The sequence below is a fragment of the Burkholderia humptydooensis genome (genome assembly GCF_001513745.1).
Taxonomy (GTDB): Bacteria; Pseudomonadota; Gammaproteobacteria; order Burkholderiales; family Burkholderiaceae; genus Burkholderia; species Burkholderia humptydooensis.
The window spans coordinates 2,589,896-2,602,264 of sequence record NZ_CP013380.1 but is presented as its reverse complement, the minus strand read 5'-3'; the positions used below and the strand labels follow the sequence as shown (position 1 = coordinate 2,602,264).

The 12,369-nt window shown below is 61.2% G+C and carries 18 protein-coding genes; all 18 read left to right on the top strand.

Annotated elements, in window-relative coordinates; all coding sequences use genetic code 11:
• Nucleotides 1-390 precede the first annotated feature (390 nt).
• The 18 genes from ltrA (at nucleotide 391) to AQ610_RS11580 (ending at nucleotide 12,365) form a co-directional block, all read left to right on the top strand.
• Nucleotides 391-1,797, top strand: a complete 1,407-nt coding sequence (gene ltrA, locus AQ610_RS11660) for a group II intron reverse transcriptase/maturase (protein WP_082262312.1) — start codon at nucleotides 391-393, stop codon at nucleotides 1,795-1,797.
• Nucleotides 1,798-1,903: 106 nt separating this feature from the next.
• Nucleotides 1,904-2,305: a hypothetical protein gene (locus AQ610_RS11655; protein WP_009916631.1), complete on the top strand. Its 402-nt coding sequence runs from the start codon at nucleotides 1,904-1,906 to the stop codon at nucleotides 2,303-2,305.
• A 9-nt stretch (nucleotides 2,306-2,314) separates the two neighbouring features.
• Nucleotides 2,315-2,593 carry a hypothetical protein gene (locus AQ610_RS11650; RefSeq protein ID WP_006026375.1) on the top strand — a complete coding sequence of 93 codons (279 nt, stop codon included), beginning with the start codon at nucleotides 2,315-2,317 and terminating at the stop codon, nucleotides 2,591-2,593.
• A complete protein-coding gene (locus tag AQ610_RS11645) occupies nucleotides 2,586-2,882 on the top strand; it encodes a hypothetical protein (protein WP_231748917.1) in 297 nt (98 codons plus the stop codon). Before AQ610_RS11650 ends, AQ610_RS11645 begins: the two co-directional genes overlap by 8 nt.
• A 139-nt stretch (nucleotides 2,883-3,021) precedes the next feature.
• Entirely contained in the window at nucleotides 3,022-3,198 is a 177-nt protein-coding gene (locus AQ610_RS35990; protein WP_156436724.1) for a hypothetical protein, read from the top strand.
• Between the two features lie 110 nt (nucleotides 3,199-3,308).
• On the top strand, nucleotides 3,309-3,812 hold the full coding sequence (locus tag AQ610_RS11640) for a hypothetical protein (protein WP_231748916.1): 504 nt from the start codon (nucleotides 3,309-3,311) through the stop codon (nucleotides 3,810-3,812).
• A gap of 48 nt (nucleotides 3,813-3,860) precedes the next feature.
• Nucleotides 3,861-4,058 carry a hypothetical protein gene (locus tag AQ610_RS11635; RefSeq protein ID WP_009916628.1) on the top strand — a complete coding sequence of 66 codons (198 nt, stop codon included), beginning with the start codon at nucleotides 3,861-3,863 and terminating at the stop codon, nucleotides 4,056-4,058.
• Nucleotides 4,055-4,510, top strand: a complete 456-nt coding sequence (locus AQ610_RS11630; RefSeq protein WP_009916627.1) for a helix-turn-helix domain-containing protein — start codon at nucleotides 4,055-4,057, stop codon at nucleotides 4,508-4,510. Before AQ610_RS11635 ends, AQ610_RS11630 begins: the two co-directional genes overlap by 4 nt.
• Nucleotides 4,507-4,719 (top strand): hypothetical protein, encoded by a 213-nt coding sequence (locus AQ610_RS11625; RefSeq protein ID WP_006026378.1) that lies wholly within the window; start codon nucleotides 4,507-4,509, stop codon nucleotides 4,717-4,719. Before AQ610_RS11630 ends, AQ610_RS11625 begins: the two co-directional genes overlap by 4 nt.
• Complete coding sequence (locus AQ610_RS36810; protein WP_006026379.1) at nucleotides 4,716-4,877, top strand: hypothetical protein; 162 nt, start codon at nucleotides 4,716-4,718, stop codon at nucleotides 4,875-4,877. Before AQ610_RS11625 ends, AQ610_RS36810 begins: the two co-directional genes overlap by 4 nt.
• A gap of 290 nt (nucleotides 4,878-5,167) precedes the next feature.
• On the top strand, nucleotides 5,168-5,377 hold the full coding sequence (locus tag AQ610_RS11615) for a hypothetical protein (protein WP_006026380.1): 210 nt from the start codon (nucleotides 5,168-5,170) through the stop codon (nucleotides 5,375-5,377).
• Nucleotides 5,378-5,465: 88 nt separating this feature from the next.
• Nucleotides 5,466-5,738 carry a hypothetical protein gene (locus AQ610_RS11610; RefSeq protein ID WP_006026381.1) on the top strand — a complete coding sequence of 91 codons (273 nt, stop codon included), beginning with the start codon at nucleotides 5,466-5,468 and terminating at the stop codon, nucleotides 5,736-5,738.
• Nucleotides 5,738-5,983 (top strand): hypothetical protein, encoded by a 246-nt coding sequence (locus AQ610_RS11605; protein WP_009916624.1) that lies wholly within the window; start codon nucleotides 5,738-5,740, stop codon nucleotides 5,981-5,983. Before AQ610_RS11610 ends, AQ610_RS11605 begins: the two co-directional genes overlap by 1 nt.
• A complete protein-coding gene (locus AQ610_RS11600) occupies nucleotides 5,983-6,789 on the top strand; it encodes a toprim domain-containing protein (protein ID WP_009916623.1) in 807 nt (268 codons plus the stop codon). Before AQ610_RS11605 ends, AQ610_RS11600 begins: the two co-directional genes overlap by 1 nt.
• 32 nt (nucleotides 6,790-6,821) lie before the next feature.
• The gene (locus AQ610_RS11595; protein ID WP_006026384.1) at nucleotides 6,822-8,036 is read left to right on the top strand and encodes a DnaB-like helicase C-terminal domain-containing protein; all 1,215 of its coding nucleotides are present in this window, start codon (nucleotides 6,822-6,824) and stop codon (nucleotides 8,034-8,036) included.
• The gene (locus AQ610_RS11590) at nucleotides 8,033-10,486 is read left to right on the top strand and encodes a DNA polymerase (protein WP_231748915.1); all 2,454 of its coding nucleotides are present in this window, start codon (nucleotides 8,033-8,035) and stop codon (nucleotides 10,484-10,486) included. Before AQ610_RS11595 ends, AQ610_RS11590 begins: the two co-directional genes overlap by 4 nt.
• A gap of 11 nt (nucleotides 10,487-10,497) precedes the next feature.
• Nucleotides 10,498-11,418: a hypothetical protein gene (locus AQ610_RS11585; RefSeq protein WP_144411943.1), complete on the top strand. Its 921-nt coding sequence runs from the start codon at nucleotides 10,498-10,500 to the stop codon at nucleotides 11,416-11,418.
• Entirely contained in the window at nucleotides 11,418-12,365 is a 948-nt protein-coding gene (locus tag AQ610_RS11580) for a hypothetical protein (protein WP_009916619.1), read from the top strand. The genes AQ610_RS11585 and AQ610_RS11580 overlap by 1 nt, the downstream gene beginning before the upstream one ends.
• Nucleotides 12,366-12,369 lie beyond the last annotated feature (4 nt).

Here is a 12,369-nt window from a genome sequence, read left to right as displayed (position 1 = left end):
TACTCGCCCGGCAAGGGGAAGAGTTAGCCGAAGGCAAGGGTTTCCCGGGTGACTGGGAGTCTGAAGGAAGCTGGGAGGCAAAGCGCTGGCCTGACGAACAGGAAGCGGATATGAGGCGTAGCGACTGGGTAAGGTGTCCCAATTCACCGAAGCCCGAAACTTGCACCGACGTTGTTACGTAGATCCGACAGGCATAAGCGTGAAGGTGAGTGCGCAATACCCGGGGAGATCTGTTTCTGTGCTGGCGCGGTAAGGCCAGCTACCGAGGTCGAGAGGCGGCGGGACGCGGAAGCAGAAGTCAGCAGAAGGCATAGTAGGTCAAGGCGAAGGCGGAGAGCCGAAGAGGACCGGGACCGAAGGCCGGAACAGTGAATGCCGAGAGTAGGACGGATGATCTCGAAGCCTGTTATGGATGCAGAAGCGCTGGAGACAGTGGCCGAGCACGCGAGGGGTGGCCGGAAGCCACCGGGCTGCGTGCGGGGTGCGGAGACGGGCACGGCGACATCTGGGCAAACGAAATCGGAGGGCGACGCGCTGATGGAGCGCGTCGTGGAACGCGGCAACATGAGGCGAGCATACCGCCGGGTGCTGAGGAACCAGGGTTCAGCCGGGGTAGATGGGCTGAGCGTGGAAGGCCTTGGTGACTGGCTCAAGATGCACTGGCCGAGTGTGAAGCAGGCGCTGCTGGAAGGGCGGTACGTACCGCAGGCGGTACGCCGGGCGGACATACCGAAGCCGCAAGGCGGGGTGAGGACGCTGGGCGTGCCAAGCGTGGTGGACCGACTGATCCAGCAAGCGCTGCACCAAGTATTGCAACCGATCTTGGAGCCGACGTTCTCGGCGAGTAGTTACGGATTCCGACCGGGCAAGAGTGCGTTGGACGCGGTGCGTCAGGCGCAAGCCTATGTTCAGGGTGGTCGGCATTGGGTGGTCGATATCGATTTGGAGAAGTTCTTCGATCGAGTCAACCATGATGTGCTGATGGGCCGGGTTGCGAGGCATGTAAAAGACAAAGTGACGCTGAAGCTGATTCGCCGCTTCCTCGAAGCGGGGATGATGGCGCACGGCGTGACGCGTGCGAGGACGGAGGGCACGCCGCAAGGCGGCCCGCTGTCCCCGCTACTGTCGAATATATTGCTGAGTGATCTGGATCGGAGGCTGGAGAGCCGAGGGCTGGCGTTCTGCCGGTACGCTGACGACTGCAACATTTACGTTGGCAGCCAACAAGCAGGACAGCGCGTCATGGCGAGAATCAGGGCCTATCTCGAGAAGGTCTTGAAGCTGCGCGTGAACGAGGCCAAGAGTGCGGTGGCGCGGCCGAGCACGCGGAAGTTCCTGGGATACCGGGTGGCGGTGAGGTTGGGTCAAGCACAGATCCGGATTGCACCGGAAAGCATCAAGCGATTGATGACGCGGGTGCGGGATCTGACGTTGAAGGGAAGAAGCGGGTCCCTTGAGCAGACGATCCGGAAGCTCAACCCGGTCCTACGGGGGTGGGCAAATTACTTCCGGCTCAGCCAGCAGCACAAGCGGCTGGAGGGGCTGGACGGATGGTTGCGAAGGCGTTTGCGCTGCCTGATCTGGCGGCAGTGGAAGCGCCCCCGAACCCGAGAGCGCAACATGATCGCACTGGGCCTACGCCCGGAGCGGGCATGGAAATCGAGCGTGAACGGGCGAGGACCTTGGTGGAACGCCGGTTCTCACCATTTGAAGCAGGCGTTACCCAATGCCTACTTCGATGCACGGGGACTGGTCTCGATCCGTCGGACGGTGGATCGCCTCCAGAGCATTAACTGAACCGCCGTATGCGGAACCGCACGTACGGTGGTGTGAGAGGGCTGAGGGGGTAACCCCTCACCCTACTCGATCCTCTTATGCTCAGTAGTCCTTATCTGGAGTCGCCATGACTATCAGCAACCAAGAGGATGTCCTTGACATCCGTGACGTGATCGCTCGCGTTGAAGAACTGCGCGAATCGCGGGATGAGTACGACGAGCAGCACGGCGCTGGCTCGTGGGCCAAGATCGATGACGGCGAGCCCGATGAACTGGCTACCCTTGAAGTATTGCTTGACGACCTCGCCGGTTACGGCGGTGACGAGCAATGGGAAGGGCGGTGGTATCCAGTCACGCTCGTCCGCGACAGCTACTTCGAGGACTACGCTCGTGAGCTGGTCGAAGACATCGGCGACCTCCCGAAAGGGCTCCCGGCCTACATCGAAGTCGATTGGGCAGCGACAGCCCGGAATATCCGTGCGGACTACAGCTCCGTCGAGTTCGATGACGTGACGTTCTGGTATCGATGAGGCGCGGCCATGATTACGATCAAGGTTCTGCCTGACCGAGAAAGCGACCGTCGGACGTGCTGGTACTACGGCCCGGAGTTCATGAAGCGCATCTCTCGTGCCACGGCCCGCAAGCTCTGCGGCATGTATCCGCTTCCGGACATGGGGAGTGAGATGTGCGTAGCTCGGAGCCTCGGCCAAGCACGCCTGTTCGTTCAGAACGTGAGCGGCGATTTCTACTTGGCATCGCCGAGTGACCGCTCGGAGCGCTGGCCGGAAATCTTCGGCGTGGAGGTGCGCTATGCGTGATCCTCAACGCTGGTTCACCTCATCATCTGGCCGCGTCGAATTCTGGTTGTACGAAGCCGATGCTCGCTTCGGCTACCATCCCGGCCGGTGCGATGCGTCCATCGCGGGGCTGCGTCAGCAGCCGTACATAGTTAAGCAACTCGACAAGGTCGATCCGGCCGCGCTGCGCGACGAACTGCGCAGGTACTGCGCATGGGACGAGCCGGAACTCGCCAATCACGACGAGAACCTGTCACGGATCCTTTGGCTGGCGTGCGCCGACATCGTGGACAACCCACAGGCGGATTGAGCTTTCTGGCTGTAAGGTAGAATCGCGGGCTCCTTCTCACGGGAGCCTGTATGAAACAGCTCATCTGTTGGGTCGTCCTCCTCGGATGGCTCTACTTCTGGATCGTCGGCCTTCCCACTTTCGGGAACTGGCTGACGAAATGAAATACCTCTGCATTCTCTCTATGGTGGCCCTGCTATCGGCCTGCTCGCATACTCCCGTGTGCGGCTCGGTGGGCGCGGCCATGCTTACCGGTGGCGCATCGTGCCTGTTCCATCACGGGCAGGACGAAGCCAAGGCGGATAAGCAACCTAATCGCGACGAAAGCGCGAACTGAATCATCCAGCTACAGGCTCGCTCAGCGGGCTTGTGTCGGGCTGATTCGCCCGGTTGTATCTTCGACCCTTCAATTCACTGGACGGCGCATGACGCCCGATAGGAGCCAATATGACGTACCTCTCGAATGCCGCAATGGACAAGGCAATCAAGTCCATCACCGCTCGCGGCGTGAAACTCCAGAATGACATCCAGCAAGTCGGCCTGTCGGCCATCAACGCGGTTGCTGAACATGGCAACACGTTCTATGTGAACAAGCTGTTTATCGCCGTCCGTGAATTGAAGGGTTCTCGCTCAGCCGCGCTGGCCGAGTGGTTTCTGCTGTACGGCAAGGTCAAGGCGAACACTGACCCGAAGACCAAGCAAGACGCACCGTTCCTGTTCGACCGTGAAGGCGTGGCCGATCTCGAAGGCGCAGCACTCGAACCGTGGTTCGCGCTCGGCAAGAAAGAGCCCGATCCGGACGCGCTGTTCGACGTGAACGGTGCGGTATCTGCCCTGCTCAAGAAGATCAAGAAGGCAGGCGCGAAGACAAACAACCCGGAATTGACCACGGCGCTGCTCGCTGTCGGCGATCTCGTCAAGTCCGAAGACGCAAAGGCAGTTCAGTCGTAACCTCCGGCCACTCGGCCATCCACGTAACCATCTCTGAGGCAATCGAGCATGACTCAAAAGCCCCGCCACGTACAACCGTACACCCCAACTCCCCCGAAGAACCTTCGAAAGTTCGTCCACGGCAAGCTTCATCGCGTTATCGATGCCGAAGGCAAGCCGCTTGACTATCCGGGCCAGAAACGCATCGTGCTTAATTCGGCCATGACCCTCGCCTTCGCTCAGGCACTCGTCGGGAGGATCGCATGAGCCGCATCCGCACACCTGAAGCGCTGCCGTACGCCGACCTGCGACTTAATCACTGGGACGCTGAGGAACTCCTGAAAGCGATTGACGGGTTCATGGCGGCTCAGAGCATTCGCGAGTACAGCCACAGCCTTTGCCTCATTCGTGCGGAAGTGGCTTTGATAGCCCAATTCACGGACGGTGGCGGACACGGTAATGCGATTCAGCTCATGTTCGAGCAGCGCAAGAACATCCTCCCGGAGCCAGCTCCGGCGTCGTCCGCCCCATCCGTGAAACGGGCACCTGTCCGCAGGAAGCTCACGAACGAGCAGCGCGTCGCTGTCATTGCCCGCCTCGCAGCAGGAGAAGGTCCGACCGCCATCGCCAAGAGCTACGGCGTCACTGTTGGGTCGATCCGCGAATACCGTCACAAGGACATCACGAAGTTCCAAGCGCGCACGGGAGTCGGGGCATGAAGCGCTTCTACGACGTTGGCCTCAATGGCGCTCTCGTGCCGATGAACAAGCGCGCCGCTCGTGTCACTGCTGAGGGAGCGCGGGGCGCTGCTCGCCATTCCGCCGACCTCATGCCGCAGCGTGATCGCTCGCGCTCCAAGGATCACGTCACGAACGTGCGGCGTCAGCAGCGCGAAGCCAAGCGCGGCCTCGAAGCGCTGTTCGCATGATCGCCGAGTACATCGCGACGCTCGGCGGCCTCGCTGCCGGACTGCTGTTCGGCTACGTGTGGGGCCACGACACCGGCTATCACGACCGCATCCATGACGAGAACTCGGCCATCCTCCGCGACCGCATCGACCGTGCGGAAGCAGAAGCCCGTTCCTAAGCCTCGCGACCCTCGCGAAGTGCTTGACGCAATCCGCTACTTCTTTCTGACAAGGAGCCTCAGCAAATGATCGTAGTCCGTACCTTTTCGACTGTCGGCGGCGGCCGACCGACCCGCCGATATGTCCGCCGTCTCGACCGCGAAGCGCGTGCTCGCGGCTACCGTAACGCTAGGGCGTGGTCGCTGGCGGTTATCGAGCGGCAGCTCAGGCTCCAGAGCGAGGCAGCGCAGCGCGGTCGTGACGTGGACTATGGCGACGCTGAGCTGCGCGTCGCAGCACTGGAGGCCGCGTGAAGGATTTCCTCGGTCGCGAGGTGAAGGTGGGCGACACTGTAGCCTTCGCACAGACGGGATACAGGAACCTCCTCACGGGCAACGTCACCAAGCTGTCGCCGAAGACCGCGCTCATCAACGTCACGGGCCGCAAGGATTGGGCCGGACGCCCGGAGCAGACTCGTCGCGAGTCGTCCCACATGGTGCTCATCGAGAGCAAGGCGTAAGCATCAAACTGCCTGACCGCCGCGTGCTTATGTCAGGTGCGCGGCCATCCAATATTCCATCAATCCGATTTCAAGGAGCATGACTCTTATGAAGCTGTCCGCAATCATTACCGCAACCACCCGCAAGCTGCACGGCCTTGCTGTTCGTGCTCACGTCGCATCGCTGCGCCTGACGGTCGCTACTGCCGACGCCGAGAAGCGCATCGCACTCAAGGTCGAGGAGACGACCCGCGACTACGTGAAGAAGGCCGAGGCCGTCGCCCGCGAAGCCGAGGGGGCCGCTGATCGTGCCATTCTCCACGCCCAGAACGTTCGCGCCGCTGCGGCTCAGGAAGCGACGAACCTCGGAGGCGTACTGTAATGACGGCCAAGGTATCGGTCGAGTCGTACATGCGTGCTCACTTCCCGGCGTCGGCGATGAAGCTCACCGGCTTCGAGCTGGGCCGTGCGGCAGCGGCGCGATGGCGCGAGCAGCACGGCGGCGAGCAGCCCGAGCGTAAGCAGTCCGGCAAGAACTTCCGGGCGCAGTACGACGATACGTGGCTGCGCATGAACGCTCAGCAGATCATCCAGCTCGCGAGGGAGCGGCGCAAGCCGAAGCACTGATGGCGGAAGCGTGGCTGCGTGCCGCGCAACGCCTCAAGCTCGGGCATAAAGGCCGAGCATTCCACGGCTGTTCCGGGTCCAGCTCCGGACCCACGCTGCTTATCAGCAACGACCGCGAGAAGTGGTCAGGCTGGTGCTTCCGCTGTCGCGAGACAGTGATCGAGTGGAAGCCGATGGAGAGTTTCGCTGAGCGGGTCAAGCGTATGCGAGAGGAGCAGGCGGCTGATGAGGAAGCGGCAACGACCGCATCCCCGCCTCAGCCTGCGAACTTCGACATTGAGACTTGGCCTATTGAGGCTCGCCTCTGGCTGCTCAAAGCGTCCATAGGGCGCTCGGAAGTCGGCAAGCTAGGTGCGTACCACCATGCCCGTACGAACCGCGTGGTGCTGCCTGTAGTTGACGCTGGGCGCATCGTGTACTGGCAGGCTCGCTCGGTTGACGGGCGGGAGCCGAAGTACATCGGCGCAGCCATCGACAAGCGGCACATCGTTGCGGCGTTCGGGCAGGGCGACCCCGTGCTCGTTGAGGACATCCTCTCTGCGTTTCGTGTCGGCGAATCCGGCGAAGCGCAGGGCATGGCGATCCTCGGCACGGCGTTGAACGACAAGGTACTCGCTCGGCTCATCCAACAGCAGCGTCCGGTCACGGTATGGCTGGACCCGGATAGCGCGGGCCGCGAGGCAGCGCGCGGCATCGTAAAGAAATTGTCCCTCGTCGGACTTCAACATCGACAGATCACGACCCATCGTGATCCGAAGCTACTCAGCAAAGGAGAGATTCAATCGCTATTGACAGCAGCCTTTTGAGGCTACTGCGAACGCGGGAACAGTACGAACGCTTGATTAACTTCGTGCCGCTGGACTCTCTGGAGCTGGCGACACGAACGATTCTCAAAGATTACGGGAAGTTCTTCCGTGTCAATCCTGAGACGCAGGGCATTGACCCGTCAGCGTTCCTGTCCTACTTCGCATTACTCCATCCGAAACTCCAACCCGAGAACATGACGGTCTTCCGTGCCGCCATTCTCGATTCAGTGAACCCGCCGCCGCCCGGAACTGAGGACGGTATCCGCGAGCGCTTGGTATCGCTCGCCACGGCAACGAAGCTACAGACCGCGCTCGAAGGATTCAACGACGGCGAGGTGGACCTTACCGCCGCGCTGCGGTCCCTCGCTGAGCAGCATGAGACGTGGATCGCAAGGGAGAAAAAGTTCCCGAAGGTTAAGGCCCGCATCGAGGACATGCTTGAGGAGACGGCGAACGATACCGGCCTTCACTGGCGGTTGAACTGTTTGAACGAAAGCATGACGCCCGCGCAAGCTGGCGACTTCATCGTCGTTGCGGCCCGCGTGGACAGCGGCAAGTCCACGTTCTTTGCGAGCGAGCTTACGTACATGGCCCCGCAGGTTGACGTGGTGTGGCCCGGACGTGACCGCCCGATCATCGTGTTGAACAACGAGGGGCCGGGCAAGAGGCTGCGTCATCGCCTGTTCAACGCAGCGCTGGGCGTAGACAACGCGGAACTTGTGGAGAAGTCCCGCGCGGGAACCGTCTATCAGGAATACCTGAAGGCCATTGGCGGCACCGACCGCATCATCGTGTTCGACGTACACGACTACACCATGTCGCGCCTTGAGGAAATCATCAAGGAGCTTGATCCGGCAGTAGTCGTGTACGACATGTTGGACAACGTGCAGGCGGACATCGGCACGGCGACAAACGGCGGGACGCGTACCGACCAGCTTCTCGAATGGCTGTATCAGCGGGCGCGTGTGCTCGCCGTGAAGTACGAACACGTAGCTATCGCAACGTCGCAGCTCAACGGCGAGGCGGACGGCGAGGTGTTCCCGAAGCTCTCCATGCTGGCGAACAGCAAGACAGGTAAGGCGGGTGCGGCGGATGCCGTCATCATGCTCGGCCGCAGCAACAACGTGGACTTGCAGAACACCCGATTCATAAGTACACCAAAGAACAAGAAGCGCCGCGATGGGGCACCTCAAGACCCGCGCCGCGAAGTCTCGTTCAAGGGATCGATAGGGAGGTTCGAGGATTGAATCTGGTCAAGGTATGGGACTTGGAAACCTCCACGAAGGAGGAGTACAAGCGAGTCGCTAACGCTTTCAGCCCCGACAACTACATCGTGGCGAACGCGCATCGAGCGTTCAAACTGGTCGGCTCGAAAATGGAGAAGCGAGACGCGGGCGTATTCGCGGCTTACTACCCTGACGCGGCCGGTGTGGACGCGAGCCGAGAGGACCGCATCGCAGCGAGCAAGAAGGCGCAGGGCACGGGCTGGTTCGTCGACCTGCTGGAAGGCACGAAGATTCTCGCCGGGCACAACATCAAGTTCGACGTGCTGTACGCGCTCGGCAATCCGAACAGCAACCGGGAGGCGAACCGCAAGGCGTGGATGAAGTGGGTCGCCGAAGGTGGCCTCGTATGGGACACACAGCTCGCCGAGTATCTGCTGAAGGGGCAGGCGCAGGAAGCGCACATGCTCGACCTCGGCACAACGGCAATCGAGCACGGTGGTAACGCCAAGCTGGACGAGGTGAAACTGATGTGGGCGCAGGGCGTCGATACTATCGACATCCCGCGCGACAAGCTGATGGACTACCTCGTGGGCTTTGAGGTGAACGGCGAGTGGGAGCACGGTGACATCGGCAACACCGAGCTGATCTTCCGCAGCCAGTACCTCATCGCGAACAAACGAGGCCAGCTCCGCTCGATCTTCATGAACATGGGCGCGCTCATTTACACCATCGAGTGTGAGCTGAACGGCATGTTCGTGAACCAGACGCTTGCGAAGGAGCTGGCGAAGGAGGTCGAGGAGGAGCTGGCTGCGAAGCTGGTTGAGGTGAACAGCTACATCCCGGCGGACTTGCCGTTCGAGTTCAACTGGAACAGTCGCTTCCACAAGTCGGCGCTCATCTTCGGCGGCAACGTCAAGTACAAGGCACCGGCCCCGGTGCTCGATGCCGAGGGGAACCTCCAGTATTACGCTAAGAAGGAGACGCATTACCTGCTTGCTGACGGCAGCACGATGGAGTGTGCCGAGTACGAGAAGCGCACCGATGATGGTATGCCCGTCGAGCCACTGGTGAAGTTCGCAGGCGGCAAGAACAAGGGCGAGCCGAAGACCAAGCAAGTGACCGTGCCCGACAAGGAGCGCGGCCCGAAGACTCGCATCGAAGACCACTTCTACACGTTCGAGGGATACACCACGGGCGACAAGAAGTGGGAGAGCAGCGAGCCGGGCGTGTACAGCACCGCAGGCGACGTGATCGAGGCGCTCGGCAATCGCGGCATCCCGTTCCTCGACGCGATGGCCCGTGTGCAGGCACTGACGAAAGACCTCGGCACGTACTTTATCCGCTACGACGAGAAGAAGAAGGCGCACGTCGGGATGCTGACGCTTGTGCAGCTCGACAGCATCGTGCATCACATGCTGAACCACACGAACACGGTGACGGGGCGGCTGTCGTCGAGCAATCCGAACTTGCAGAACTTGAGCAAGGGGCAGAAGTCCCGTGTGAAGGAGGTGTTCGAGTCGCGGTGGGGCGAGGATGGCGTCATCATCCAGTCCGACTTCAGCTCGCTGGAGGTGTACGTCCAAGCGATTCTGACGAAGGCCGAGAAGCTGATCGAGGACTTGAAGTCCGGCAAGGACATGCACTGCGTCCGACTCGCCGCGAAAGAAGGCAAGACGTACGAGGAAGTCTTCGAGCTGTGCAAGATCATCGCCGACCCTGAGTGGGACTACAAGCGGACTGGTGCGAAGGTGTTCTCGTTCCAGCGTGCGTATGGTGCAGGGAACAAGACCATCGCGGAGTCCACGGGTATGCCGCTGGAGGAAGTCGAGGCGTTGGCGCAGGCCGAGGACGAGCGCTATCACGAAGTCCCCGCGTACTTCGAAAAGAAGACCGAAGAGATCAAGGCGAGCCGCGAGCCCGCTGGTATCTGGCTGATCCATCCGGCGAACGGTGCGGACGTGCAGCTCGGCGTCGGGCATAGCCGGACACCGGGCGGCAAGCTCTACACGTACAAGGAGACGCTGGCACCGGACTTCCTCGTGAAGCGCGGTATCCTCCGCAACTTCATGCCGACCGAGATCAAGAACTACGAGGTGCAGGGCGAGGGCGGGGAGATCGCCAAGGCTGGCATGTGGCTCACGGTGCGTGCGTTCTACACGTACGAGAACTTCAAGATGCTGGCGCTGCTGGTCAATCAGGTGCATGACGCCGAGTATGCCGACGCCCACAAGAAGGTAGCGACGAAGGCCGCAGCGCTGCTCCACGCCTGCATGTCCGAAGCGAGCAACTTCTTCTCGTGGTTCCTGCAATGGCCGATCCCGCTGCATGTCCCGACCGACACGGTATGGGGGCCAAACATGGGGACCGAGAACAAGATCGACGATCCCGAGTTCGAGGCGATAGTTGCCAAGGCGCGACCGTGGCTTCGCAAGCAATTCATGAACGGCTACGAGCCGACCTTTACTCACTGATAGGAGAACGCATGACGTTTGATTACCAAGCAGCAATCGCAGCAGCAGCGGCAACCTCGAAGGACATGAACGTCGCATCGAGCGGTGGCGACTACACCCCGCCCGCCGAAGGGGCGTGCCTGCTGCGCCTCGTGGGCTACCTCGAACTCGGTAAGCGAGAAGTCACGTTCCAGAACCAGCCGAAGATCGAAGATTGGGTTCGCCTCGTGTTCGAACTGCACGGCAAGAACTACCCGCTGAACGAACATGGCGACGCTCAGCGCATCAGCATCGATCTGTCGAAGTCGTTGAACGAGAAGGCGCGGTTCTTCAAACTGTTCCGCACGATGAACTACGAGGGCAAGGCGAAGATTTTCGCGGAGCTGCTCGGCGGTGCGTACCGTGGCCGTGTTGTCCACCGTACATACAAGGATCGGCAGGGCAAGGAGCGCGTTGCTGTCGATCTGTACGACCGCACGGCAGGCGCGTTCACCATCGCCCCGCCGATTGTTGAAGACGCTGAGACAGGCGAGCGCCGCCGCGTGAATGTCCCGCCCGCCGTTACCCCGGTGAAACTGTTCTTGTGGGACAGCCCGAGCAAGGGTATGTGGGACAGCATCTACATCGACGGCGAGTACCCGGAGCGCAAGAACGACAAGGGCGAGGTCACGGCACCGGCCCGTTCGAAGAATGTGTTCCAGCTCGCCATCAAGGCCGCGAAGAACTTTAAGGGCTCGCCCATCGAAGCCATCCTCGACGGCATCGACGACGAGGCGCTGAACAGCGTGGGGAAGTCGCCGGAGCAGGCGATTGCGGAGAAGAAGGAAGCTGCGAAGACGAAGGACGCACCGAAGACCGATGACGCTAAACTGCCCGATCCGAAAACGGACTCGGCATCCACGCTCGAATCCGAGCTGGAGGAGGACGGGCTGGACGACGAGCTGCCGTTCTGATGTCCTTCGCGGCTGAGATCGAAGCAGCCGCAGCCAAGGTCGAAGTGGAGGCGATGTCTGACTCGGCGCAAGAGGTTGTGCCGGGCCGGACGCTTCACCTCGATGGCGACTACGCCGCGTACTTCTGCGCTGGTGGCAGCGAGACGCAGGCGGCGACGGCACGCTTCATCACCGATCAGCGCATCGAGACAGCGACCCGCATGGCGGGAGCTACCCGGTGCGTTATCCACCTGACGCATGCAGCGTCGAACAAGGGCAAGCGGTTCCACGCGGCAACCGTGAAACCGTACCAAGGGCAACGCCAAGGGCACAAGCCCGTGAACTGGCGCTTCGTCCGCGAATATCTGGAGCTTGCCCCGTACAAGCCGTGGGACAGGCGGCTATGGCGCGACCGCGAAGCGGACGACGGCATGGGCCTAGCCTCGAACTGCATGAATCCGGTGCGCGACGTGGTGATCCACACCCGCGACAAGGACATGCGGATGCTTCCCGGCACACATCTGACGTGGACTGACTACCTGCTCGTGCATGTGCCGCTCGGCGCTTACGAGGTGATCGGCGCGGATGGTTTGGTGTACGGGACGAAGTGGTTCTGGCTCCAGATGCTCCAAGGCGACTCGGCTGACCATATCCCCGGACTGGAGAAGCATGAAGGCAAGAACTGCGGCGAAGCGACAGCAGCGGAGCTGCTGTCTGGCACGCGCTCGAACCAAGACGCGTATGGCGTCGTATCTGAAGCGTATCGCGGCCATTACGGCAGCGAGTGGGACGAACGCTTTGTTGAGCAAGCTGCCCTTCTCTGGATCAGAAGGACGGCGCTTGCGCCAGTTCATGAGTTCCTCTGCTGCGTACCGCAAGGCCATGATCTACGCGGTGCTGTACGGCGGCTACATGATCGAATTCAAGTGAAGGAGGAAATCGCCCATGAGGCGACTCAGCAAGACTGAGCTG